This window comes from Gardnerella sp. DNF01199S (assembly GCF_049244155.1).
GTDB classification, from domain to species: domain Bacteria; phylum Actinomycetota; class Actinomycetes; order Actinomycetales; family Bifidobacteriaceae; genus Bifidobacterium; species Bifidobacterium piotii.
Genome location: NZ_CP058380.1, coordinates 136981 through 161011, shown reverse-complemented (window position 1 = coordinate 161011; position 24031 = coordinate 136981). Strand labels below are relative to the sequence as shown.

Genomic DNA, 24031 nt, shown 5'->3' with positions numbered 1-24031 from the left:
GTATTGTGCGCATTGTGCGTGCATATGCGTATGCATAAGTGTTAGCTATTTTACTTACTATGCATGACGGCGTTTATAAGCGTATTTTAACTGTTAAAAGTTTTAGACAGAGCTAAAAATTCGTCGCAAGTTAAAGTTTCGCCTCGTCTTGTTGAATCAATTTTAGAAAGTTCGTAGGCTTCTTTAGGAACAATGCTCTTTAGTGCTGCGTTTAGCGTTTTTCTTCGCTGTTGGAATGCTGCATCAATAATCTTAAACACTTTTTCTTTTTCTTGCTCGCTGCCTTTTGGATTATCGTTTCTCTTAAAATACACTAGCGCGGAGTCAACATTTGGAGCAGGCCAAAATACGTTTCTGCCAATCAAACCCGCTTTTTGAGCAGTGCCGTACCACGCCAACTTTACGCTTGGAGTGCCATATGTTTTATTGCCAGGCTGCGCGCATAAGCGATCTGCAACTTCTTTTTGAACCATTACAAGAAAGCTTGTAAGATTATCGAATTTTTCTAAAAGAGTAAGAATAATCGGTGTTGCAACGTTGTATGGAAGATTTGCAACAAGCGTAAAGTGCGCCGCTTTTGCTAAATCGGGAACGTCTTGAGCATTTACCTCTAACGCGTCTTTAAGAATCACATTAAACCGTTCTAAAGCATTAGGCATAAATTCTTTAACGGTTATTGGCAAACGCTTAGCAAGATGCGGATCTATTTCTACAGCAGTAAGATTTGCGCCCGCTTGAAGAATCGCAAGTGTAAGAGAGCCAAGACCAGGGCCTACTTCCATAACAAAATCGTTTGAATTAATTTTTGACGCAGCAACGATTTTTTTAACTGTTCCTGGGTCAATAACAAAATTTTGACCAAACTTTTTTGTAGGTGTAATGCCCTCTTGTGCTGCGATTGCGCGAATATCAGCTGCTCCAAGAAGACGGCCTTGTTGATTTTCAATATTATCTTTCGTCAATTTAATACCATCCAAACTTTAATACCATCCAACTTCTTGTGAATGCTTCCATGCTTCGCTAGGATTTCCGTATTTACTTCTAATGTAACTAAGGCCCCACGTTATTTGTATTGACGCGTCTTCGTGCCAGTTTGCTCCCGCGCTCGCCATTTTATCTGCTGGAAGTGATTGCGGAATTCCGTACGCGCCAGAGCTTTTATTTTCTGCGTTCCAACGCCAATTCGATTCTTTTGTCCACAATTTAACAAGATCTTCCCACATTGCTCCAGTCCAACCAAGTTGTGCGCATGCTGCTTGAGCATAAAGTTTTGCTTGTTCGGGCGTTGCATGAACCATGCCGTTTGGGTTATCTGCAGGAGCTGGGGCAGGTGCGGGGGCAGGTGTTTGTTTTATAGCTTGTGAAGTTTCATCGGTTTGCTTAGAATTTTGCTGATTGTTGTTATTATTTTGTTGAGTATTTTGATTTTGCGCGCCCTGTTGTGCGCTCTTGTTTTGTGTATTTTGTTGATTCGTGTTTGTTTTTTGCGATTGAGTTTGATTAGTTTGACTATTTGGTTTCTTGTTTTCTTCTTGTTTATTGATTCGTTTGCTTGGCTTAGATTCGTTTTGTGTTCTAGGAGTATACTTTGCGCCAATTGCAACAATTTGATCAATCGACGGCTTAACAATTGACTGCTTTATTAGCGTTGCACTTTGAGCTTTGCCATCCACATAAGTCACGTTATACAAATCTATGCGCTCGCCATTTGCGCCAGCTTGTTTAATAACTCTAGCTCCGATTGCAAGACTTGAGTCGTTTACGTTTATAGTGCTAAATGGAATAACAACGTTTCTAGATTCTTTTCCATGCGTTACTCTAAGAATGCGAAGCAAAGTTTTTCCATTTTCTTCGCTAACAGTTACTTGGTCTTCTTTTCCTAAGACTATTCCTAAAGAATCAAGAATTGAGCTTGCTGGCAGTGTTCCGTCTGGAACAACTCTTGTTTTGTTATCGCAAATAACTGTGACTGGTCCTTTTTTGTTTATAGAAAGTCCACCAGTAAGCTTGTTATAAATGTTTTGCAAATTAACAGTTATTTTTGCAGCATGATCTGCGTTTGCTTGGAAGAATCCGATTAATTGATCAATGCTTGTTGCAACAGTCCAAAATGGTATTGTTACACCGTCTACTGTAATGGATGTTTGATAAGCGCTTCTAACGGTAACAGTTGCGTGATCTGCTAACATGTCTCCCGAAGTACTAATAACTTGGTCGTGTGTTTTAACTGGTACTTTTTGTTCTTGTAGAAGTCTTTGTGTAGTAGATGCATAAGTTGTTACTACTTTAGTTTTGCCGTTTATGATTAAAGCAATAGATTTACGCGCAGAAAGTGCAAAAATCCCAGTGCTAGAAATAACAAGAGCTAGAACGCATATAAAAACGCGTAGTCTTCTCATTATTACAAACCGCTGAGGCGTCCATCTGCGTGCCATTCAACCTCACTTTCAATGCAAAACTGAATTTTAATTATAGCAATGATTACAATCAGCCAAAAATAAGACTATAAGCATATGATCTAACTCATTAAAAATGGGTTAAGAAGAATCAGTCTTAAATTATAAAACTATAAAACTATAAAAGGTAAAGGGGGGCAGGAGAGAAGGGGATTTGTCCTGCCCCCATGAGGAGGAGCTGGTTGGGGGACGCTCCATCCTCATGCTCGGAAACCCTGAGTTGGGGGAAGGTTCCCGAGAACTTACTCAAGCGAAGTAATCAGCATAAATTGTTCTTGTAAGCTTTACGATTCATCATAAAATAAATCTATTTATAATTTATTATCTTATTATTGTTATTGTAAATTTACTAAAAACTTTTTATATGCTTATGACTCATAATATGCATACAAGTGGATTTTTATAATTTAGACCGTTTTTGTTATGCAAAACGCCTATAAAATGGAGCCTCCTGCCGGGATCGAACCGGCGACCTGCCGCTTACAAGGCGGCCGCTCTGGCCATCTGAGCTAAGGAGGCGAGTTCTTGCACGCTAGTTAAAAATCTTCGCGAGCAAAACATTGATTAGTGTATCAGCACCCGTTGCCAAGTGCAACTTTTGGAACCAACACACTAATCAACAAGAACTAGTCAAGAGGATTTGGCTGATCTTTATCTGTTACTTTTGGCATAACACCTTCAACTCCAACCTTAGACTTGTCTAATCCAATAGACTTAAGAATTGCATCTGGTGTACTAAGCTTCTTCTTGCTAACCTCAACCATATCAAGCAGCTTCCCGTTGATAGTGGTTGTAGGAGTTGTCATAGCTCCCTTATTTGATCCGCTAACATTCCACAAAGCCTTGCGATTTGGTGTATCGGCATTAATAGCGTTTTGCCAATCAAGATAATTTCTGTTGAATGCTTTGTTTGCCACTTCTTCGCTAACGCCAGCGTTTATGGCTTGCTCAATCAGCTTTTTGTTGCTAACAGGCTTGTAGTCGTCGCCTTCTTCTGGCTGGAAGTCTTCTGCAAAAATGTTGTTAATAAATTGAAGTAAGTGCGAAGGATTGTCGTCGTTAGAAGAAATGTATGCGATTGCGCCAGTTACGCGTGTTGAATAGTGGTCGCTAGAAATTCGATCCAAGAACGACATTGGGTGAATCTCAAGGTTGATTTGGCCGGCTTTCATCATTGCAATAAGCATTTGATCGGAATCGCGATTAAAATTACCGCATCCTGGGCACAGAGGATCGGCATAAACCGCTATAGTCGGAGCGTTTGGAGCCGTTGTGTTATAGCCGTTTTTACTAATTAAAATTCCGCCTTGCTCGTTTGCGTACTTAGGCTTTTGGCTAGTCGTAAGCTTTTTAACAGCTCGTCTTGCTTGCTGAGCTTGTTCGGCGTTCTTTTGATTTTGCGCGTTGGTAGCGTTAAGTGCTGTAATTCCAATTGCTGCAATCATGCCAATTAAAATGACAACAACAACAATTCCAACGATTGTTTGTTGGCGTAATTCTTTAGCTTTGCGCGCTTGAAGATTTTGATTTGATTGATTTTGCGCGCTTCTGCTACTGTTAGGCATGCCTATCCTTCCCCTGATTTTTACAAATAACATACATAAGTAAATTAATCTAAAAGAATAGTTTAGATTACGGTATCAACGGGCTTAATCGCCATCGGTTGCTTGCGATTTTCCCGCTCCGCAAATGGCCCCTGCTCCAACGGCGAATATTTTAGTTTTACCTAATATAAAAGAAATAATCCATCCTGCAATAAATCCAATAATGTATCCAATTGAAGTTGGTGAACAAATATCTGGAGCGTATGTTGGTAAAATCACGCTAATTGACCAAACTTGAACTTTGACTAATTGGCTAGATGCGTGGATTAAAATTGGATACACATATGCTCCAATAATGCCTGCTATTGCAAGAGTTAGGACTTTTTTAATCGAGTATGCGATTGCTTTAATAAAATGCCAAGGTATACTAGCAACTCTTATAAATACGTCTTTTCCGCCAACGGATTCGTTAGCGCATTTTCTGCGTACGCTTGAGCAAACATTGTATCCGATTGTTGCTGTAATTAGCATAAAAATAGCATTTGCTGCAAGCGCATCTATTGGAGAAATCGCAGCTAGTAAGCTTGCAAGAGTAAGGAATATAGCCGACGCCACTCGCCCGCGAAATAAGTATTTATTTACATTTGGATGCGGATTTTCGTCTGGATTGGGCAGCACGGCAATTTCGGGCGCTTGTTCTGGATTGTTTGCGACTTGTTCCGTCTCTGCAACTTGTTCTGGGTTGTGCGCGTAGACTTTGGTAATAGATGTGCTAGTGGCGTCTAGCAAAGATGTTGGCGCGGAATCTATTAAATCCGATTCTGTAGAGTGTAATAAAGTTGTGTTGTCAACATTCTTAGAACCCCACATTTTTCTAGGGTTTTCTGGAAGTTTTTTTGTTTGAAAAGTCGTGTTAAAATCGTGAGTTTTGGCATTATTAGGTACAGTTTCTCCACTAAAGCTGTTCTCAAAAGGGTAGCTTGAATCCTGCCAGTCTGTAGGGTTCATGGCATCTTGGAAAATTGCGTTTTCAAGCTGTTCTGGAGTGCATCGCTCGCTTCTTTTAGGATTCAATGCGCTTTTGAACGCTTGCATTGTTCTTATTGGAAGGCCATTAAGATTTGCGTTCCCAGATGCTGCTCTTTCTAAAACTGCCATTATTGGCTTGGTTCCAAAAACAGGCTTTCCTGTTGCTGCAAAAGCTAAAACGGCAGCTACGCTCCACCAATCTGTAAGTTCGCTCGATTCTCCACCTTCAATGATTTCTGGAGCAATAAATCCTGGGGTTCCCATTACAAGGCCAGTTCGCGTAACATGCGACTCGCCCTGCCCCATAGATATTCCAAAATCAACTAAAACTGGGCCAGTAGTGGAAATCATTATGTTTGTAGGCTTAATATCTCGGTGAATTATGCCCGCGCTATGAACTGCTTTTACGGCGTCGATTAGTTTGTGCGCAAGTCGTTCTAAATCGCCACCAACGTATGGGCCGTTAATTGCAACGTCTTCTTTAAGATTGTGGCCGTCAATAAGTTCTGTGACTATAAAAGCGATTGAAGCATCAAGCTCCATGTCTACTATTGAGCACACGCCTTCGTGGTGTATTTTTTGCAAAGCTAGCGCCTCGCGCCTAAGTCTAAGTCTTGCTTGCTCTTGCGGATTGCTAACTTCTGCAGATTCCAAATCATCGTCTTGGTTTTCTAGCATTGATGCGCGCAAAATCTTCATTGCGTAAAAATGGCCGCCGTCGTCTTTTACTCGCCAAACGGAGCCCATCGCGCCGCCGCCTAGTCGCTCAATCAGCGTGTATCCGCCAACATTTTGGCCAGAGCGCAAGTCAAACATGCTCACATCTTCCATAATGCATTATGTTAGTGTGCAGCTATGCCAATTTGTTTTTTAACACTAAACACGCGATTTTATAAACAAATGTTTATATATCTACTGTAAAAGTAATCGTGTTTATAAGCCTTTGTTTATGAGTGATTTTTATACTCGACACGCCGAAGTGTTAGAAAATACTGTAATTTTGCTGTTTTTACTGAATAAACATGATATATTGAATCATGGCTCAACGAAGAGAACCTTCAATGAACCATGTAAGTAAATGTGGACGATTGACGCCGCCGATGTAGGACTTGGGGTCTTTAGTGCACACCCTTCACAACGGATCGTTCGGCACGTACCTGCCGATGAAAGGAAAATATCATGGCAGAAGTTGTATTTGATCATGTAACTCGAATCTACCCAGGCAATGATAAGCCTTCGGTTGATGATTTGAACATGACTATTAAGGATGGCGAGTTCCTTGTACTCGTTGGTCCATCTGGTTGCGGTAAGTCCACAACGCTACGAATGTTGGCTGGCTTGGAAGAGGTTAACAAAGGTCGCATTCTTATTGGTGGTCAAGACGTTACTACAATGCAGCCAAAAGATCGCGATATCGCAATGGTGTTCCAGAACTACGCATTGTATCCACATATGACTGTTGCAGATAACATGGGCTTTGCTCTTAAGATTGCAGGCGTAAACAAGGAAGAAATCCGCAAGCGCGTTGAAAAAGCTGCTGAAGTTTTGGATTTGACTGAGTACTTGGATCGTAAGCCAAAGGCTTTGTCTGGTGGTCAGCGTCAGCGTGTTGCAATGGGTCGCGCAATTGTTCGTGAACCAAAAGTCTTCCTTATGGATGAGCCTCTTTCCAACCTTGATGCAAAGCTTCGCGTACAGACTCGTACGCAGATTGCAGCATTGCAGCGTCAGCTCGGCGTTACTACTCTTTACGTAACGCACGATCAGACCGAGGCTTTGACAATGGGCGACCGCATTGCCGTTATTAAGCTTGGCATTTTGCAGCAGGTTGGTGCTCCAACCGAGCTTTATGACCGCCCAGCAAACGTGTTTGTTGCAGGCTTCATTGGTTCCCCATCTATGAACATTAACCAGCATCCAGTGGTTGATGGCAAGGCTCAAATTGGCGAGGATTCCATCACTCTTCCAGCAGAAGCTGTTGATAAGCTTGCCGAGGAAGATAAGGGTCAGATTATTGTTGGCTTCCGTCCAGAAGATGCAAGCTTGGCAACTTCCGACGATCCAAATGCCTTCTCCTTGAAGGTTGTAAACGTGGAAGATCTTGGCTCCGACGGTTACATCTACGGAAACATCATCACCGATGGATCTCCAGAAGAAGCATCTACAATGATGAGCGACCAGAACAAGCTCACAACGATTCGCGTGAATCCACGTGCGCTTCCAAAGGTTGGTGACGTTGTAAAGATTAAGATTGATCCATCCAAGATGCACCTGTTTGCACCTTCTACAGAGTTGCGTTTGAACTAGCGTTTTCTTGGGCACTTGATTCTTGTTTTGAGTGCCCGAGATTTCTGTATAAGGGTATGGCGGGGTTCGCTAGGCGAGCCCCGTTTTCGCATGATTTAGCTTATTTTAGTTTGTAGCTATATTTGCATTTATTCACATTTGGTTATTAGCGTTCATCTTTACGGGTAGACTAGATTTTATGGAATGGAACGATACTCCTTCAATGGATCCGCGTGCTGCGCAAGCAACATCGGTTTCTGCGCTTAGTGAGACCGTATCTTCTGCGGAACCGCCAGCGTTGAAGATTACTGCTGCAAGCTCTAATCCTCAAATGTTTATGCTTCCTTGGGAGCTGCCGCTTTCTCAATGGCCTACAAATCTTTTTGTTAACCTTCCTCGAGGCATATCTAGGCACGTTGTGCGTTTTGTGCACGTAGGCGACGAAGTGTACGCAATGAAGGAGATTACTCGTCAAGTCGCGGAGCGCGAATATGAGCTTTTAAGACGTTTGCGCAAGCTGGAACTTCCAACAGTTAAGCCTATAGCAGTTGTTGCTGGTAGAAAAGATAAGAATGGTGAGCCGCTTGAAGCAATGCTTGTTACTCGTCATCTTAAATTCTCACTGCCTTATCGAGCACTATTTGCTAGAACTTTGCGCCCAGATACTGCGGAGCGTTTAATTGATGCGCTTGCTGTGCTTATGGTTCGCTTGCATCTTTCGGGATTCTATTGGGGAGATGTTTCGCTTTCTAACGTTCTGTTCTTGCGAGATGCAGACGCATTTACTGCGTTTTTGGTGGACGCGGAAACTGGCGATTTGCACGGAAGCCTTACCGAAGGCCAGCGCGAGTACGATATTGATTTAGCTCGCACAAATATAATCGGCGAATTAATGGATTTGAGTTCTGGCCAGCTTTTGCCTGGAGAAGTTGACGAAATTAGCATTGGAAACAGGCTTGTAGACAGATATCATTCGCTTTGGAGCACGCTTACAGACGTAGATAAGTTTAGCCCAGACGAAATGTGGCGTATTGAGCGCCGCGTGAATCGCCTTAACGAGCTTGGATTTGATGTAGACGAGCTTGAGATGAAGACTTCCGAAGATGGGCGAAGAGTTTTGGTTAGACCGCGAGTTGTGGACGCTGGATACGCTTCTAGAAAGCTTTTGCGTTTGACTGGCTTAGACGTGCAAGAAAATCAAGCGCGTAGGCTTCTTAACGATTTAGACGCGTATCGCACTTCTACATGGCGTCAAGGCGAAGAGCTGGAGATTGTTGCTACAGACTGGATGCGCGAAGTGTTTGAGCCTACTGTTCGCATGATTCCGCCTGAGTTTAGGTCGCAAATCCAGCCAGCGCAGTTCTTCCATGAAGTTTTGGATCATCGTTGGTTTATGGCAGAGCGCGTTGGGCACGACGTTTCTATGCAAGATGCAGTAACAAGTTACATTAAGAACGTTTTGCCACAATACAAGATGGATAAGCGCGTTTTGGCTGCGATTAATGCGGATGCGGATTCTGGCGTTGTAGACGACGAGTACACATATTCTACGCCTGCGCCTGCAGCTGCTCCTGCTGCTGCAGTGAGCGACGACGATGAGTACGATCAAGACGCAAGTGTTTGGGCAAGCTGAGCTTTTTGTGAGCTTTTGCGTGCTTTTGTGAGCATTTTTGTTTTGCTAGCGTTTTAAGAGATTCCTTACTTTGCATCTGTTTTACAACTGTTTTGCATCTGCTTTACTTTTGTTTAGTGAAGTGTTGTTTAGTGAAGTGTGGAATTATTCTCTTTGAAATGTGGAATAATTCGTATTTATTTTAGGAATTTTGTTAATTTCTTTTGTGAATGGTGATAGAATTTTCTTGTTAGTTGTCAATGATTGCCAACTAATCATAGTTATTTATCAATTAATCAAGGGAGATTATTATGTTAAAAGGTGTAGATTCTATAATTCCTCCAGCATTGCTGAAGGTTCTTTGCGAAATGGGCCATGGAGATGTTTTAGTATTGGCCGATGGAAATTTTCCAACTGAGTCTGTAGGAAAAGACGCTATAGTTGTACGCTGCGATGGTCATGGAACTTCGGAATTGCTAACTGCAATCTTAAAGTTGATGCCACTCGATCAATACACCGATAAGCCAGCTACACTTATGGAAGTTGTTCCAGGAGACCCTTGCGAAACTCCAATCTGGAAAGAATATGAAGATATTATTGCTAAATACGATAAACGTGGAGCAAGCACTTTAGGAACTCTTGAAAGATTTGCGTTCTACGATGAAGCAAAGAAAGCATATTGTGTTGTTGCCACGGGTGAGCGTGCTCAATACGCTAACATTATGCTGCGTAAGGGCGTGGTGTTTGCTGGAGAGTAGCGTAAATAGGTAAATAAGTTTATATTTATATGCTATTTATCTGTTATTTGCTTGTTATCTGTTTGTAGAGATATAGAAATCTAAGTGTTATAGCATAAAAGCACTGCATGCAACAAGATGATTTGGAATTTAAGAACCATCTGCTACGTGCAGTGCTTATTTTGTGCCCCCTGTGGGACTCGAACCCACAACCCAAGACTTAAAAGGACTCTGCTCTGCCAATTGAGCTAAAGGGGCAACAAATGCTTAGTGTACTACATTTTGTAGACTAATCCAACTTCTTTGATGTTGGCGTGTTAGTTTGCAAGTTGTCCTAATTGCATAAGCTTATCTTTGATTTGGCTTGCGGATGGCTCAACCATAAAGCTGCCGTCGCTAAAAGTCACAACAGGAATATGCTTCTGACCGCTAATCTCAACAGCTTTTTGAGCAGCTCCGTCTTCGGACTCAATATTGTGCCAAGTAAAAGCAACATTAAACTGGTTAAGCGCGGACTTTGCGCGAATGCAATCGCCACACCAATCGGCTCCGTAAACATTGACTAATGGCAAATTTTCCATAAACTATCACCCCAATTCAGTTTGATTGTAAAGTGGCCATTAAAGTGGTCATTAAAGTGGTTTGCAAATGTAGCATAAATTTTCACTCATAATGGTCTGTAAAATCATTGTATTAGAACACTAATATTTGTGTAATTTTTGCGAATAATCAACAATTTTAACTAAAATTTGAGCAAATTCCCTTTAATGTGTCCCTTTAATTTCATAGGCTTATTATATGAACATGGTTATGGACTTAAATTTGGTTATATGGTTTACTGTTGGCGCAGTTATTTTAGCTGTTGCTTTAGTGGCGGTAGCTGTTGTTTTGCGAATTATTGGAAAATCGAATGGCCCAGTAATACCTACTAGCAAAGAAGACCCATTGTCTAGTAGCGCTGAAAATAATGGCGATTTTAGCGCGCAATTGCCAGAAAATGCAACGTCTAGAATGGCTAGGCTTAGAGGCAAGCTTGCGAATAGTCAAAATCCTTTTGGACGCGCGCTTTTTAACATTTTAAGCAAAGATAATATTAGTGAAGATGATTGGCAAGATGTAGAAGATACGCTTTTAATGGCGGATGTTGGTGCTCAAGCAAGCGAAGAGTTGGTTGAGTCGCTTAAAAAAGACGCCAGGATTTCTGATGCTGCAAGCGCGCAAGAGGTTCGCGAAACATTGCGCGCAAAACTGCTGGATGTTGTTGGAGTCAAAGCAGATAGAAGTCTAAAAGCAGATTTGCAAGATGCAAATAAGCCAAGCGTAATCATGATGGTTGGCGTAAATGGCACTGGAAAAACCACTACTGCTGGCAAGCTTGCGCGACTAATGGTTTCTAAAAATCGTTCTGTAATTCTTGCTGCTGCCGATACTTTCCGCGCGGCTGCTGCCGATCAGCTTGAAACTTGGGCAAATGCTGCAGGCGTTAAAGTTGTGCGTAGTCAAAAAGATGGCGCAGATCCTGCTTCCGTGGCTTTTGATGGCGCTGCGGCTGCCAAAGAAGCAAACGCAGACGTTTTGATTGTAGACACGGCTGGAAGGTTGCAAAATAAGGCAAATCTTATGGAAGAGCTTGGCAAAATCCGCCGCGTAATCGAGAAAACTGTCCCTGTAGACGAAGTGCTTTTAGTTCTTGATGCTACAACTGGCCAAAATGGAATGGCTCAAGCAAAAGTCTTTGCTCAAGCTATTGGAATTACGGGCGTTGTGCTAACAAAGTTAGACGGTTCCGCAAAGGGTGGAATTGTGATTTCTGTTCAACGCGAGCTTGGAGTTCCTGTAAAGCTTGTTGGGCTAGGGGAAGGCCCAGATGACCTTGCTCCGTTTGACCCAGAAAGTTTTGTAGACGGCATTTTGGCTTGAGTTGCTTTTGGTTTTAGTCGCATTTTAGATTAAGTAATTTTGCTTTAGTAACTTTTAGCTTGAGTTGATTAGAATATAAATTAAATTGCAACCACCGATGGCTGCGTTTGTGAGGTGAAAAATGACCGCAATAGATCCGCAATGGGCGTTACTAGCTGCCGCATTAGTGTTTATAATTACTCCAGGAATCGCACTGTTTTATGGTGGCCGTGAGCGCGCAACATCAATGGTTAACATGATGATGCTTTCTGCTGGTGCAATTGCGGTAACAACCATAGTTTGGACGCTTTGGGGCTGGTCAATGGCCTTTGCTGGCAAAGACATGATTGGCGGCGTTGTTGGCGACCCTGTAAGCGGATTGCTGCTACGTGATTCAATGGTGGCAGATCACGGCATTTTTACTTCGATGGATGCAAACACTGGCCTTGCTGGCGGAATTCCAGCGGCATTTAGACTTGCGTGCGCGGTTGTTGCTGTGGCTCTTATAACTGGCGCGCTTGCTGGTCGTGTGCGCTACGCGATTTGGCTAATATTCGTAGCTGTTTGGGTAACTCTTGTGTTTGCGCCTCTTGCGCACATGGTTTGTGGAGGCGGTCTGCTTTCGCCAAATGGCGCTATATCTCAGGCTCTTGGAATCCAGGTTCACGATTTTGCAGGCGGATCTTTGCTGCACGTAGCTGCGGCTGTTTCGGCTTTAGCAATTGTTCTTATTATTGGCGGTCATGCTCATTTTCCTCTTAAGAATTTTGTTTTGCATACCAAGTCTTTTGCGACTTTGGGTGGCGCAAATTCGGAGCACAAGGGCAATTTAGTTCGCGCACTTTTGATGGAAGTCGCAAAGTCTAATAAGACTAATGATTCTGCTGCTTCTAGCGATGATTCTAAAGCTAAGGGCGATTCTTCTTTAGAAAACTCTAGCGAGCTTGCGGTTAATGGCCATTTTTCCAATGTTTCTGCACGAGCTCCGCACAATGTTCCATTTGTTGTTCTTGGAATTTTCATCATTTGGTTTGGATGGCTTGGCTTAATGATTGGATCTTCTGTAGGTCTTCCAGGAGTTGCTGGATATGCATGGGTTAGCTCAACTATTACAGCGTCTGCGTCTATGCTTGCTTGGGGCGTTACGGAACGCTTGCGCTCGGGATGTTTTAGCGCCGTTGGAGCAGCTAGTGGAATCATGGCTGGTTTGGCTGCTAGTGCCGCCGCTGCGGACGTTATAGCGCCTTTGTGGGCGGTTGTACTGGGTGCGATTGTTGGTGTTGTTACATGCCTTGCTACGCATTCTAAGACTTTTACTCGCTACGATGGTGCGCTACACGTTGTAAGCGTAAATGGCATTGCTGCGCTTATTGGCATTATAGCTGTTGGATTGTTTGCGGATGCAAGCGGATTGCTTTCTACTGGCGATTGGCATCAGCTAATTGCGCAAATATGCCTTCTGGCAATCACCATTCTTTATTCTGGAGCTGTTACAGCGTTGCTTGCGTTTGGATTAGAGAAGCTTTTTGGTTGGAGAATATCGGAAGCTAAAGAGCGTAAGGGTGTTGATTTAGCGGATCAAGGTGAGCGCGCTTATGATTTTTCTGGCATTGCTCAAGAAAAATCTGCGATCGACGATGAAGATAAGACGCAAATGTGACACACTCGGATTGCGCAATGTGGATAAAACTTTCAGTTATCCACATTTTAGGCGTGTTGCTGTGTATATCTATAAAAGTTATACACAAATGGGGGATAACTTTGTGGATATCCTGCGGATAACTTTTTTGAAATCATATTCAGTTTGCAATTCAAAAAGTTTTATGATAGCGATTGCATAATTCAAGATAAATGATTCAATTACCAAAAAGGCATGAAAAGGCGTTAAATAGGCCATTATTATGAGCGATCAGAGTGAAAACGTTAACAAAAAAGACCTATTGAAACATATATTTTCTCTAGCTATTCCTACATTTGGCCAGCTTATTGCAGAGCCAGCGTTTGTTTTAGTAGATACTGCAATAGTTGGGCATTTAGGCAAAATGCAACTTGCAGGGCTTTCAATAGGCTCAACCGTGCTTTTAACAACAACGGGGCTATGCCTGTTTTTGGCGTACAACACCACAAGCCAAGTTGCAAGGCTATTGGGTGCTGGCAAAAATCGCCAAGGGCTAAGCGTTGGAATGGATGGATTGTGGCTTGCTCTCGTGCTTGGGGTTGTTCTAACGCTTGTTTTAATGGTGTTTGCGCGTCCGCTTTGCCAAAGTTTTGGCGCAAATGGCGAAACGCTTAAAAACGCGATTATTTACACTCAAACTGTTATGCCAGGTTTGCCTGCAATGTTGCTAATTTACGCTGCAAATGGCATTTTTAGAGGACTTAGCAAAGTAAAAATCACGCTTTTTGCTGCAATAAGTGGAGCTGTACTAAACGCTATTTTAGATATTCTATTTGTGTTTGGAATGAACCTTGGCATTGCCGGGTCTGGAATAGCAACGATGATAGCGCAATGGTATATGGGCATTGTTTTAATGCTACCAGCGATTTTTTGGGCAGCTCGAGAAAAAGCACGTTTGCGTCCACAAGCGCGTAACATACTTAAAAGCGCTGGAAGTGGCGTTCCGCTGTTTATACGCACATTGGCATTACGCGCGTGCATGGTGGCAACTGTTGCAGCTGCTGCGCGACTTGGAACGAACACTTTAGCGGCATATCAAGTTGCAAATTCTTGCTGGAATTTTGTTATGAACATATTAGATGCTATAGGAATTGCAGCTCAAACAATAGTCGCCTCCGCTCTTGGAGCTGGCTTATTAAAACGCGCTAATGTAATCACAAAAGTTTGCGCACAAGTAGGAGCATTAAGTAGCGTAATAGTTGGAATTGTAATGATATTTGCAGGATGGTTATGCTCGCCGCTGTTTAGTCCAAATGCAGAAGTGCAACTTTTGGTTTCAATAGGAATGACGATTCTTGGAATTTTCTTGCCGCTATCTGGATTTATGTGGGCTTTAGACGGAGTGTTAATCGGGGCTGGAGATCACAAGTATTTAGCCAAATCGTGCTCAATTACAGCAGTTGTGTATCTTATTGTAATTAGCGCGGTTTGTGTGGCAAATGTGGCTCTTTTTGCGGGAGATATTACTAAAACAATATCGCTGTGGGTTGCTCTTAACGCTGTGTATATTGGCGGACGCGCGCTTGGAAATTCGCTTAGAGTTAAAACGGATGATTGGATGAAGTGCGCAAATCTGTGATTTGTTAGGTTGATTTTTAAGTTGATTTGTGATTTGTGACTTTTAAGTTGATTTGTAAAATCGTGAAGTATTTAACTTACGATTTGTGTTGGTTTATATAAACTTTTTGTTTGCGTGCTCCGTGCAGACGTTTATACTCGATTTTATGGCAGATAATGATATGTGGCAGTCAAATCGAAAAGACTCAAACCGATTAAACAACGCCAACGCTAATGTTAGCTTGTTTGACAAGGTTCCGCCTCACGACGAAGATGCGGAAATGGCCGTTTTGGGCGGAATGCTAATGAGCAAAGATGCTATTGGCGAAGTTTCGCAAATCCTAGAAACAGCAGACTTTTATATTCCAAAACATCAAACAATTTACGACGCGATTATAAGCCTGTTTTCTGGGTCGCAACCAGTAGACGTTGTTTTAGTTGCAAACGAGCTTCTAAAAGACGAAAACCTGGAGAAAATTGGCGGAGCAGACTACTTGCATAGCCTTGTAGCATGCGTTCCTACAGCAGCGAACGCGCTATATTATGCGGATATTGTGCACAAAAATGCGATTTTGCGAAACGTGATTGCTGCTGGAACAAAGATTGCGCAAATGGGGTATTCGGCTACGGGAGATCAAGCAGAAGATGTTGTGAACCTTGCGCAATCCGAAGTTTACGAGATGAGCTCTGGCAAAGTTCATCAAGATTATTCCGCTATTGGCCCAGTTGTGCAAGACGCTCTCGAGCAGTTAGACAAGTTGCAAAGTAACGAGATTGAAAAAGGTGTTCCAACAGGATTTAGAGATATTGACGACATGACGCAAGGCTTGCAACCAGGGCAAATGGTAGTCGTAGCTGGTAGGCCTGCAATGGGAAAGTCAACTCTTGGAATCGACTTCGCTCGTTCTGCAGCGTTGCATCACAATATGACAACAATCGTGTTCTCTCTAGAAATGAACAAATTGGAGCTTGCTCAAAGAATAATCGCAGCCGAAACGGATATTCCAATGACGGCAATGCATCGCGGAACTCCAGAAGACATTACAACAGATAGGTGGACTAAGCTAAATGCGTTTTGGTCAAAAATGAAAGACGCTCCGCTTTTTATAGACGATAGTCCAAATATGAGTCTTATGGAAATTCGCGCAAAATGCAGGCGACTAAAGCAAACGAACGACCTAAAGCTAGTTGTAATCGACTATTTGCAACTTATGGCTTCGGGTAAAAGGGTTGAATCTAGGCAGCAAGAGGTTTCCGAGTTTTCGCGTGCGTTAAAGCTGCTTGCAAAAGAGCTAGAAGTGCCAGTTGTTGCACTAAGCCAGCTAAACCGAGGGCCAGAAATGCGAAACGATAAAAAGCCTCAGCTTTCGGATTTGCGCGAATCGGGATCTATTGAGCAAGACGCAGACGTTGTGTTTCTTGTGCATAGGCCTGATTTTTACAACAAAGAAGATCGCCCTGGCGAAGCAGACATTATTATGGCAAAGCATCGTAATGGCCCTACAGAAACGTTTAATCTAGCTTTTCTTGGAGCAACGTCTAAGTTTAAAGATATGCCGCAAGGATACCAGCCGCAATCATATGCGCAAGGAAACGATGCTGTTGGAGGCTATGATGGCCATGCTGCTTGATGCTTTTATGCCTGCTGTAGGAAAGCTGGTTCGCGCGGTTTCTAGAGCGTTGCACCACGGCGGAAGCGCTTTACCAGGCAAAGTTGTAGAAACACTAGACCGTGGGTTTTTAGCTAGAACGCTAGGGAGTTTGCCTTACGGAGTTGTGCTAATTTCGGGAACTAATGGCAAAACTACTACGACTCGCATGGTTGCGTCTATGCTCAGAGATGCTGGATTGCGCGTGTTTACAAATCCTACGGGATCGAATTTTACGCGCGGAGTTGTGGCGTCGCTTGTGCAAGAAATGCCTGTTTTTGGCACAAAGTTAGATGCGGATATAGCTGTTTTAGAGCTTGATGAAGCTTATGCTGTGCATTTTGTAAATCAAATAAAGCCGCGCTATTCGCTTCTTCTAAACGTTATGCGAGATCAGTTAGATAGATTTGGCGAGATTGACACTACAGCTAAATTGCTGAGTAATGTTGCGCACGCGACTAAGCGAGTAGTTGTGTTAAATCGCGAAGATCCGCGAATTTCCGCGCTTTCTAAAGACGTTTTGCCGCCTTGCAAAGTAAAGTATTTTGGTTTGGATGATTCGTTAAGAAGCATGTTCCCAACCGACGACGATTTGCATAGTGATTTGTGTGGCGATTTGTGTGGCGATTCGCGTAGTGATTCGCATGATGATTCGCGCAATCTTCCGCATGCAGATGTTGTTTTGGCAAAAGTTGCAGATGCAGATAATAAAGCCGATTTTTTGATTGATGGGCATAGAAAAACTACTAGCGTTAAGTTGCGAGGCGTGTATAACATTTTTAACGCGGCTGCTGCGTCTACGATTGTGCGCGCTATTTTGGCGGATGCTGCTAAAAAAGATGCAACACTCGCAAAATTCGACGACGATGCGCTTATGGAAGCTATTTCTCGCGTAACGCCAGCATTTGGTCGAGGCGAAGTAATCGAAGTTAACGGCGCTCCTGTGGAGCTTGTTCTAGTGAAAAATCCTATTGGATTTAGACTTGCGCTCGCTTCTTGTAAGCCTGCAAATCATGACACAATGATTGCAATTTGCGACGAATACGCGGACGGTCGAGACATGAGCTGGCTGTGGGATGTTGATTTTACGTGCTTTAGCAGCACTGGAGTCGCTTGCGTTTCTGGCACACGCGCATGGGATATGGCTTTGCGTTTGCAATACGACAAAGTTGCTTCTAGAAATGTGAACACTGATTTAGAAGAAGACGTTAAAGCTTTTGTGAATGGTGATTTTAGTAGCAATGCTAAAAACGCAAAACGCATATATTGCACATACACTGCAATGCTTCGCGTGCGAGCTACATTAGGGCAAATCGCAAGCGTTAAAGACGTTGGAGTTGGAAAGTAAAGAAAGTAGTCGTAATGAATAATATGAGTGATGTTGGTCAAGCGAATACTGTAGTTGCAAGCAAAGCCGAAAATCGTGTATTAGATATTGTGTCGCTCTACCCGAAAGACATGAATATTTACGGTGATTATGGCAATGTGCTTACGATTATGCGCCGAGCGGAATTGTATGGCTACAAGCCCGTGCTTCACGAGTACAATGTTGGTGATGATTGGCCAAAGCGCGTGGATATGATTCTTGGTGGCGGTGGCCAAGATCATGGTCAAAGTAGAGTGACAGATGATTTATTTGCGCGCGCAGACGCGATTCGCGAGCTTGCAAAAAATGGCGTTCCAATGCTTATGATTTGCGGGCTTTACCAGCTTTTTGGAGAATACTTTGAGACTATTGAAGGCCAGAAGCTTAAAGGCATAGGCATACTCGGCGAGCATACGGTTGGCCAAGACGTGCGCATGATTGGAAATCTTGTGGAGCATAGCGCCGATTTTGGAGATATTGTGGGATACGAGAACCATTCTGGGCGCACAAGTTTGCAAGATGGTACGCAGCCACTTGGATTGGTTGATGGCGAAAATTGTGGAAACAACGGCGAAGACCACACGGAAGGTGCGCGCAAATACAACGTTATCGGCACTTATATGCACGGTTCGGTTTTGCCAAAAAATCCGCGTTTGGCTGACTTTTTAATTCGTACAGCTGCGCAAAATCGTTACGGTGAATTTGCGCCAAAGCAAAGTGACGCTCAGCGCGCGGAGCTTGCCAAATTGGACGAATTAGCCGAGCGCGCTCGCAAAGTGGCCGTAACTCGTCCGCGGTAAATTAACATAGGCATATGCGCGATTTAGTAAAAATTTGATTGATTATTTTATTTTATGCGCATAGTGTGTATAATCTTTTTATGAGATACAAAGAGATTGAAAAACGTCTTAAGAAGGACGGCTGGATACTTTTTGCACAGCGTGGAAGTCATTGTCAATTCGTACATAAAACTAAAACAGGTAAAGTCACAGTGCCTAAACATCCAGGTGATATTAACCCATCTGTTGTTAAGTCAATTTGGCGTCAGGCGGGAATTAGTGAAGCAAAGGTGAAATGATGAAATTAGCGTATCCTGTTATTCTTACTCCATACGAAGATAATAGTGGGGGTTTTGTTGCAGAAGTCCCTGATTTGCCAGGGTGTGTAACTGGCGGTAGTAATCTTGCAGAGGCTCTGATTATGGCAGAAGATGCAGCAAGTGGATGGGTTCTTACAGAACTCGAAAGTGGTAAGACTGCGCCAAAAGCTAGTGATATTAGTGATATTGTTGTAGAAAATCCTAATTCAAAGTTGTCTATGGTTGCGCTTGATATGGATTCCTATGCTGCAAAATACGGTTCTCAGGCAGTTCGTAAAAATGTTACTGTTCCAGCTTGGCTTGACACTTGGGCACAAAAAGCTGGCATCAGCTACAGTGGGGCTTTGCGCGATGCTTTAGAGGCTTTATATGCTAAAGGAGCTGTGAATAAAGCTTAGTTGTATTATTAGCTATATTATCTGATTTGTTATGCAATATTGCACAATCAATTAATACAAAAGCCTGCTGAAGCTTGCAAAGTGTTGCAAATCAGTAGGCTATTTAAATGTAGAACTGATGAGTATATGATTACATAGCCGCTGTGTATATTTGACAACTGGTATTTATTGTGATAAAATAATGAAAAGGGATTTTATATAATAATGGAGTTATATATGAAAAACAAAGTTGTCTTGCATTATACATTTATAGCTGCGCTATTTTCTATTATTTTAATATTGTCATTTGCTAATGTTGCTCAAGCTGAATCATCTGACTATAAATCAGAGACTTATGTAGATTTTCCCAAAAAGCAGCATAAGACAAAATTTCAGAGTATGTATTTTTCTTTACTAGATACTTATGAAAATCCAGAGTTAGTAAAAAAGTTCTATATTTCAAAATATTTTACAGAATTACAAAGAATACAGAGCGAAGCTATGCTTCCTTCTCTTAGTGAAGAAACAGCTACTATTTACAAAAATTCTCTTTTTAATTCCTCGCATAAAGATAACAATAATGTAACAAAAATATTGCAATTTCTAGATATATATGAGAATAAATATGAAAATAATCAGATTCTATCAGAATTGCATAAATTAGAGTTAAAAGTATTAAAAAATGAACTAACACAAAAGGAAGCTATTAATATTGCAAAATTGTGGCTTCCATCAAAGCAGGAGGTTACACCTCGCAAACCTTTACTTACTGAGAGAAATTCAGGCATAAATCTTGAAGCGGCCAGAGCATATGCGCGAGAATGGGCGTGGAAAATAAATCCAAAATATGGTGAAGAAAAAAGTAAGTTAATATTTCCGGCAGATTGCACAAATTTCGCTTCGCAAATTCTATATGCTGGTGGTATTGGTATGGATAAGCATAATGATGTATTTAAAGGGTGGTGGTGGAAAGCTAGAGGAGATCGTTCGGTTTCTTGGATTAATGCCAATGTTTTTAAAAATTATATGGGGTATGGATTTAGTACAAGTTATTGGGGAATGTTAGTAGATAATGTTAGGGATGGAGATTTTATTGGTGTTGATGAAAGTAATGATGGTACTGTCGATCACATAGGGTTTGTATTCCTAAAAAGCAACGGTAGATTGCGTATAGCTCAACACACTGAAAATTATTTAGATTGGGATAAGAATTGGTATTCATTCAATGGTGAAGGAGCTTATTATCGTGTTCGTCGTTAAATATTGGAAAGAATGGTTTTTACCATTATCTTTTGTATTTTTAGCAGTTTTATTGCTTATTAAAATGCCAGGAAAGTATCCAGCAGATTTTGATTTAAGTCTTTTGGGTGTTGTGTTAGTTTCAATTATTTCACCAATAATTCAAATGATTGTTGGGTTGTGTAATAGAGGATTAATTCGTAAGAAAATATTAATTATTATTGATAGCATATTAATACTTGCTGGCTTTATTGAAATATTCTTTGGCCAATTTATTGTTGTACATGTTTTGAATCGTGGAATGGTCAAGTACACAATGGATCGTGGACCGCAAGTTAATGTTGCTACTGTTGCAGCTGCATCTATCGTAGTTGTCTCAATGGTATTATGGAGTATTCACGAACTGGAATTTAATAGTAATAAAATTAAACGAATATGAGACCGACAAATAATTAAAGATGTAAATACAAAAGCCTGCTGAAGCTTGCAAAGTGTTGCAAATCAGCAGGCTATTTTGTAGTTTTATTTCTAGCTTTTGATTCTAGTTTTCGTTTGATTTAGCTGGTGATTATTAGTCAATCAAGCCGTACAAACGATCGCCAGCGTCGCCAAGACCTGGAACAATATAAGCTTTGTCGTTCAAATGCTCATCTACAGCGCAAACAACAACCTTAAAGTCAATAGAAGGATCAATCTCCTTCTCAATGCGCTCCAAGCCTTCTGGCGCTGCCAAAATGTTAATAGCAGTAACATCTTTAGCGCCGCGCTCTGCCAAATAATGCGTAGCAGCAATAAGAGTGCCACCAGTAGCAAGCATTGGGTCAAGAAGGAAGCATTGACGACCAGTCAAATCTTCTGGTAAACGATTAGCATAAGTGACGATGTCGAGAGTTTGCTCGTCTCGCTTCATGCCAAGGAATCCAACCTCAGCGGTTGGAAGAAGGCGAGTCATGCCGTCGAGCATACCAAGACCAGCGCGCAAAACAGGCACAACCATTGGGCGTGGTCGGTTCAAATGCTTGCCAGTCATCTTGCAAATAGGAGTTTCAATCTCGCGATCGCTAACTTCCAAGTTGCGTGTTGCTTCGTATGCTTCGAGAGTTACCAATTCGGAAACTAACTCGCGGAAAATATTAGATGGTGTATTCTTATCTCGCAAAACGGTGAGCTTGTGGTCCACCAGCGGATGATGTAAAACATGAAGATCCATACCTTCTAGATTAGTGCAAGCATTGCACGTTAAGCTAGCGGCGTGCCGTGATTATTTAGAAAAAATATAAACAATTGTTAATGAAGGTTGAATTTTGTGAATTGTTGGAGAATTTAAAACATCTTAAAAACGCTGACTTGTGAAAGCGCCTGTCGGCGCAAACGCCGCTCGCAGCGGCAAAAAATGGAGCCCGGGGCTTAAGCACAAGCCAGCGTCACTTCCTGAGTATACATGCTTTTAGATTTCAGCGCGCCGCGAATAATCTAATCAAGCTTGCCTGCTTGCCATAATTTTGCGCCGCTAGCAAAGTCTAAAGAAAGCGCGTGCATGTTTGCGCAAGTGTGTAAAACGTTGGCAATTTTTTGCGCGCTGCTGCTTTCAGAATTTTGCGTCTGGCCTAGTCTTTTTGCGTACGTGCGCATTCCGCGCGAAATAATCGCGCTAAACGCAGAAGCGCGATATAGCGCAACAGCAAAATCGCCAGTAAACGCGCCAGAAAGAATCGAGTCTGCAAGTCGCGCAATATCTTCTTTTGTAGGAGACTCGTCAACTCCAGTAATCGCCGAAGCGCTAGTGGCCTCTGGCTCGCCAATGCGCCAATATGCAGCATAAGAGTCGCCATTCTTGCGTAGTGATGTTCTAAGCAAATACAGTCTCCAAAGCATTCCAGGAAGAGACTGAGCTTCGGCTTTGCTCCATAAATCCGCAATAATCTCAATGCCTTCGTTTTCTACCAAGTTAAGCACGCGCTCAACAATTTCGGGAGTTTGCGTTTTATGAACGCGGTTTAGCAAGACGGCTGCGGAAGTGTGACTAATCTCGCTTACGATTTGTGGGTCTGTGCCGCCTTCGATTTGCGCTAGCATTGCTGGATCCATTTGTGCTGGCCTGCTAGGGCGATTCGAGCCGATTGGGCTTGGCATAAACGCGGATGCGCTTGAGTGAATTGAACCCGATTGCGAATTAATATTAGTAGACAATTGGCAAAACCTTTTCTATGTTTATGATTTTAGGACCTTTTTTGGAGCTTACAATGTGCAAAATTACGGCACTTCCAGTAGGCATATATGGCGATTTTTGACTAAGTATGCGTTTATTTGCTTTTGGCTTAGAAATATCCCTTAAATGCGCAAAAAATGTTCCAATAATTGGGCGATGCAGGCACATAATCGTTGTTGTTTCTGATTTTGTTGTTGATATGTTGCCATCGTTAGTTGCATCTATAAGATTTTTGATTTCACTTACTAGCACGTTTAGAGTTGACTTTGGATTTTTCTCGTGAAAATCTTCTGTAAGCTCCGCCACTTTTTCTATATTGATTGAAGAGTTTTTTGCAAAAGCGTCTACAGTTTCCAAGCATCGCTTCCAAGGAGACGAAACAATTTTGTTTGGAGCATAACAAGCAAGCTCGCGACCAAGCGCGTAGGAGGCGGCGGACCCAATAGGTGTGATTGGGCGAGTTGCTTCGCTTCCTTGCCAAGCTTTTCTCGATTCCGCTTTTCCGTGACGCACAAGAATAAGCGTTTTATAATTTGCTTGCCCAGATTTGATTCGCTCAAGGAATGCGTCTAAAACAAGTTGATCACTATCGTGCGTAAGTTTTTTGCGTGCGTCTTTGGGCGCAAGCCAAATAACATTGCCGATTTCCGTAGGCTTTGCTGGTTTTATTGGGCCAAATGCTGGAAGTCGTTTTATTGCATCGCTTTCGCTTATTTCGCGCATCATCCAGTAGTGGATTCGCTTGATTACTTCTGGCTGACTGTTATTTTGCGAGCCGCTTTTTGTGCTGCTTTTTGCAGACGATTTTTTGCCTTCGTTTTCGAGTGGATACTCGATTTGCGCAATGTGCGGCCCCAGTGTAACCGCGTATCCTGTTTCTTCGCCAACTTCGCGCACAGCAGTGTGACGATGCGATTCATGGGCTTCGTTCTTACCTTTTGGCCAGCTCCAATCGTTGTATTTTGGGCGGTAAACAAGGCAAAGCTCTATGTTGTTTTCGTTTAACACTTGATTGCAAGCGTTGGAATCGCTGCCAACATTACCGAAATCTTCGTTTGGATTTGTGCTGTTCGGCTTGCTTGGCTCGCTCTTTTTGCTAGTAGTTTTGCGCAAGCGGTAGATGATTCCGCCAGCTGCTTCAACATATCTCTTCGCTGCTGTTGCACTCATATTCACTATTTTAGCGTTTTTCTTTCGCAACTTTTAGTTGTGCTTTAATGTTTTATATTTTTAATGTTCTATATTTTGTACACAGTCATTTTGACTTCCGTGACTGTTATACCCCCATTTATAA

Annotated in this window: 21 protein-coding genes and 2 tRNA genes; 13 read left to right on the top strand and 10 right to left on the bottom strand. The window is 42.4% G+C overall.

Annotation, left to right across the window (positions count from 1 at the left end; genetic code table 11):
- Nucleotides 1–86: 86 nt before the first annotated feature.
- From rsmA to HXT45_RS00690, 5 genes are all read right to left on the bottom strand, one after another.
- Nucleotides 87–977 carry a 16S rRNA (adenine(1518)-N(6)/adenine(1519)-N(6))-dimethyltransferase RsmA gene (gene rsmA, locus HXT45_RS00710; RefSeq protein ID WP_421781859.1) on the bottom strand — a complete coding sequence of 297 codons (891 nt, stop codon included), beginning with the start codon at nt 975–977 and terminating at the stop codon, nt 87–89.
- Between the two features lie 3 nt (nt 978–980).
- Nucleotides 981–2435: a G5 domain-containing protein gene (locus HXT45_RS00705; protein WP_421781857.1), complete on the bottom strand. Its 1455-nt coding sequence runs from the start codon at nt 2433–2435 to the stop codon at nt 981–983.
- Nucleotides 2436–2898: 463 nt separating this feature from the next.
- Nucleotides 2899–2975 (bottom strand) — tRNA-Thr (locus HXT45_RS00700).
- A 107-nt stretch (nt 2976–3082) separates the two neighbouring features.
- A complete protein-coding gene (locus HXT45_RS00695; protein WP_421781855.1) occupies nt 3083–4021 on the bottom strand; it encodes a DsbA family protein in 939 nt (312 codons plus the stop codon).
- Between the two features lie 84 nt (nt 4022–4105).
- On the bottom strand, nt 4106–5860 hold the full coding sequence (locus HXT45_RS00690) for a serine/threonine-protein kinase (RefSeq protein WP_421781853.1): 1755 nt from the start codon (nt 5858–5860) through the stop codon (nt 4106–4108).
- Between the two features lie 348 nt (nt 5861–6208).
- On the opposite strand from HXT45_RS00690, the gene HXT45_RS00685 reads away from it, so the two are divergent.
- The 3 genes from HXT45_RS00685 (at nt 6209) to HXT45_RS00675 (ending at nt 9685) form a co-directional block, all read left to right on the top strand.
- Complete coding sequence (locus HXT45_RS00685; RefSeq protein WP_116438099.1) at nt 6209–7336, top strand: ABC transporter ATP-binding protein; 1128 nt, start codon at nt 6209–6211, stop codon at nt 7334–7336.
- 178 nt (nt 7337–7514) lie between these two features.
- Nucleotides 7515–8948 carry a DUF4032 domain-containing protein gene (locus HXT45_RS00680; RefSeq protein WP_421781850.1) on the top strand — a complete coding sequence of 478 codons (1434 nt, stop codon included), beginning with the start codon at nt 7515–7517 and terminating at the stop codon, nt 8946–8948.
- Nucleotides 8949–9238: 290 nt separating this feature from the next.
- Nucleotides 9239–9685: an RbsD/FucU family protein gene (locus tag HXT45_RS00675; RefSeq protein WP_004131125.1), complete on the top strand. Its 447-nt coding sequence runs from the start codon at nt 9239–9241 to the stop codon at nt 9683–9685.
- Between the two features lie 164 nt (nt 9686–9849).
- On the opposite strand, the gene HXT45_RS00670 is transcribed toward HXT45_RS00675, so the two are convergent.
- A tRNA-Lys gene (locus HXT45_RS00670) sits at nt 9850–9922 on the bottom strand.
- A 59-nt stretch (nt 9923–9981) separates the two neighbouring features.
- Entirely contained in the window at nt 9982–10245 is a 264-nt protein-coding gene (locus HXT45_RS00665) for a mycoredoxin (protein WP_016635485.1), read from the bottom strand.
- A gap of 217 nt (nt 10246–10462) precedes the next feature.
- Between HXT45_RS00665 and ftsY the strand changes: the two genes are divergently transcribed.
- The 10 genes from ftsY to HXT45_RS00615 all read left to right on the top strand — a co-directional run bounded on the left by ftsY (nt 10463) and on the right by HXT45_RS00615 (nt 20967).
- Entirely contained in the window at nt 10463–11584 is a 1122-nt protein-coding gene (gene ftsY, locus HXT45_RS00660) for a signal recognition particle-docking protein FtsY (protein WP_060785787.1), read from the top strand.
- A 121-nt stretch (nt 11585–11705) separates the two neighbouring features.
- Nucleotides 11706–13223 (top strand): ammonium transporter, encoded by a 1518-nt coding sequence (locus HXT45_RS00655; RefSeq protein ID WP_421781848.1) that lies wholly within the window; start codon nt 11706–11708, stop codon nt 13221–13223.
- Nucleotides 13224–13464: 241 nt separating this feature from the next.
- Nucleotides 13465–14820 (top strand): MATE family efflux transporter, encoded by a 1356-nt coding sequence (locus tag HXT45_RS00650; RefSeq protein ID WP_102704839.1) that lies wholly within the window; start codon nt 13465–13467, stop codon nt 14818–14820.
- A 145-nt stretch (nt 14821–14965) separates the two neighbouring features.
- Nucleotides 14966–16429 carry a replicative DNA helicase gene (gene dnaB / locus HXT45_RS00645; protein ID WP_421781846.1) on the top strand — a complete coding sequence of 488 codons (1464 nt, stop codon included), beginning with the start codon at nt 14966–14968 and terminating at the stop codon, nt 16427–16429.
- The gene (locus tag HXT45_RS00640; RefSeq protein ID WP_180963203.1) at nt 16413–17795 is read left to right on the top strand and encodes a Mur ligase family protein; all 1383 of its coding nucleotides are present in this window, start codon (nt 16413–16415) and stop codon (nt 17793–17795) included. Before dnaB ends, HXT45_RS00640 begins: the two co-directional genes overlap by 17 nt.
- 14 nt (nt 17796–17809) lie before the next feature.
- Nucleotides 17810–18613 (top strand): type 1 glutamine amidotransferase, encoded by an 804-nt coding sequence (locus HXT45_RS00635; RefSeq protein ID WP_102704837.1) that lies wholly within the window; start codon nt 17810–17812, stop codon nt 18611–18613.
- Nucleotides 18614–18693: 80 nt separating this feature from the next.
- Nucleotides 18694–18891, top strand: coding sequence for a type II toxin-antitoxin system HicA family toxin (locus HXT45_RS00630; RefSeq protein WP_018634701.1), 198 nt, complete (start codon nt 18694–18696; stop codon nt 18889–18891).
- Complete coding sequence (locus HXT45_RS00625; protein ID WP_004116411.1) at nt 18891–19310, top strand: type II toxin-antitoxin system HicB family antitoxin; 420 nt, start codon at nt 18891–18893, stop codon at nt 19308–19310. The genes HXT45_RS00630 and HXT45_RS00625 overlap by 1 nt, the downstream gene beginning before the upstream one ends.
- Nucleotides 19311–19526: 216 nt before the next feature.
- Nucleotides 19527–20549: an amidase domain-containing protein gene (locus tag HXT45_RS00620; protein ID WP_004131108.1), complete on the top strand. Its 1023-nt coding sequence runs from the start codon at nt 19527–19529 to the stop codon at nt 20547–20549.
- Complete coding sequence (locus HXT45_RS00615) at nt 20536–20967, top strand: hypothetical protein (RefSeq protein WP_004116406.1); 432 nt, start codon at nt 20536–20538, stop codon at nt 20965–20967. Before HXT45_RS00620 ends, HXT45_RS00615 begins: the two co-directional genes overlap by 14 nt.
- Before the next feature lie 132 nt (nt 20968–21099).
- On the opposite strand, the gene upp is transcribed toward HXT45_RS00615, so the two are convergent.
- The 3 genes from upp to HXT45_RS00600 all read right to left on the bottom strand — a co-directional run bounded on the left by upp (nt 21100) and on the right by HXT45_RS00600 (nt 23907).
- On the bottom strand, nt 21100–21738 hold the full coding sequence (gene upp / locus HXT45_RS00610; RefSeq protein WP_004120306.1) for a uracil phosphoribosyltransferase: 639 nt from the start codon (nt 21736–21738) through the stop codon (nt 21100–21102).
- Between the two features lie 263 nt (nt 21739–22001).
- Entirely contained in the window at nt 22002–22661 is a 660-nt protein-coding gene (locus HXT45_RS00605; protein ID WP_421782345.1) for a thymidine phosphorylase, read from the bottom strand.
- A gap of 46 nt (nt 22662–22707) precedes the next feature.
- Complete coding sequence (locus HXT45_RS00600) at nt 22708–23907, bottom strand: NUDIX hydrolase (RefSeq protein WP_421781843.1); 1200 nt, start codon at nt 23905–23907, stop codon at nt 22708–22710.
- Nucleotides 23908–24031 lie beyond the last annotated feature (124 nt).

Coding starts and splice junctions, on each gene's coding strand:
- HXT45_RS00600 (WP_421781843.1), bottom strand. CDS start 23,907: ATGAGTGCAACAGCAGCGAAGAGATATGTTGAAGCAGCTGGCGGAATC.
- HXT45_RS00675 (WP_004131125.1), top strand. CDS start 9,239: ATGTTAAAAGGTGTAGATTCTATAATTCCTCCAGCATTGCTGAAGGTT.
- HXT45_RS00685 (WP_116438099.1), top strand. CDS start 6,209: ATGGCAGAAGTTGTATTTGATCATGTAACTCGAATCTACCCAGGCAAT.
- HXT45_RS00605 (WP_421782345.1), bottom strand. CDS start 22,661: ATGCCAAGCCCAATCGGCTCGAATCGCCCTAGCAGGCCAGCACAAATG.
- HXT45_RS00655 (WP_421781848.1), top strand. CDS start 11,706: ATGACCGCAATAGATCCGCAATGGGCGTTACTAGCTGCCGCATTAGTG.
- dnaB (WP_421781846.1), top strand. CDS start 14,966: ATGGCAGATAATGATATGTGGCAGTCAAATCGAAAAGACTCAAACCGA.
- HXT45_RS00650 (WP_102704839.1), top strand. CDS start 13,465: ATGAGCGATCAGAGTGAAAACGTTAACAAAAAAGACCTATTGAAACAT.
- HXT45_RS00620 (WP_004131108.1), top strand. CDS start 19,527: ATGAAAAACAAAGTTGTCTTGCATTATACATTTATAGCTGCGCTATTT.
- ftsY (WP_060785787.1), top strand. CDS start 10,463: ATGAACATGGTTATGGACTTAAATTTGGTTATATGGTTTACTGTTGGC.
- HXT45_RS00665 (WP_016635485.1), bottom strand. CDS start 10,245: ATGGAAAATTTGCCATTAGTCAATGTTTACGGAGCCGATTGGTGTGGC.
- HXT45_RS00625 (WP_004116411.1), top strand. CDS start 18,891: ATGAAATTAGCGTATCCTGTTATTCTTACTCCATACGAAGATAATAGT.
- HXT45_RS00695 (WP_421781855.1), bottom strand. CDS start 4,021: ATGCCTAACAGTAGCAGAAGCGCGCAAAATCAATCAAATCAAAATCTT.
- HXT45_RS00705 (WP_421781857.1), bottom strand. CDS start 2,435: ATGGCACGCAGATGGACGCCTCAGCGGTTTGTAATAATGAGAAGACTA.
- HXT45_RS00630 (WP_018634701.1), top strand. CDS start 18,694: ATGAGATACAAAGAGATTGAAAAACGTCTTAAGAAGGACGGCTGGATA.
- HXT45_RS00680 (WP_421781850.1), top strand. CDS start 7,515: ATGGAATGGAACGATACTCCTTCAATGGATCCGCGTGCTGCGCAAGCA.
- upp (WP_004120306.1), bottom strand. CDS start 21,738: ATGGATCTTCATGTTTTACATCATCCGCTGGTGGACCACAAGCTCACC.
- HXT45_RS00690 (WP_421781853.1), bottom strand. CDS start 5,860: ATGGAAGATGTGAGCATGTTTGACTTGCGCTCTGGCCAAAATGTTGGC.
- HXT45_RS00635 (WP_102704837.1), top strand. CDS start 17,810: ATGAATAATATGAGTGATGTTGGTCAAGCGAATACTGTAGTTGCAAGC.
- HXT45_RS00640 (WP_180963203.1), top strand. CDS start 16,413: ATGGCCATGCTGCTTGATGCTTTTATGCCTGCTGTAGGAAAGCTGGTT.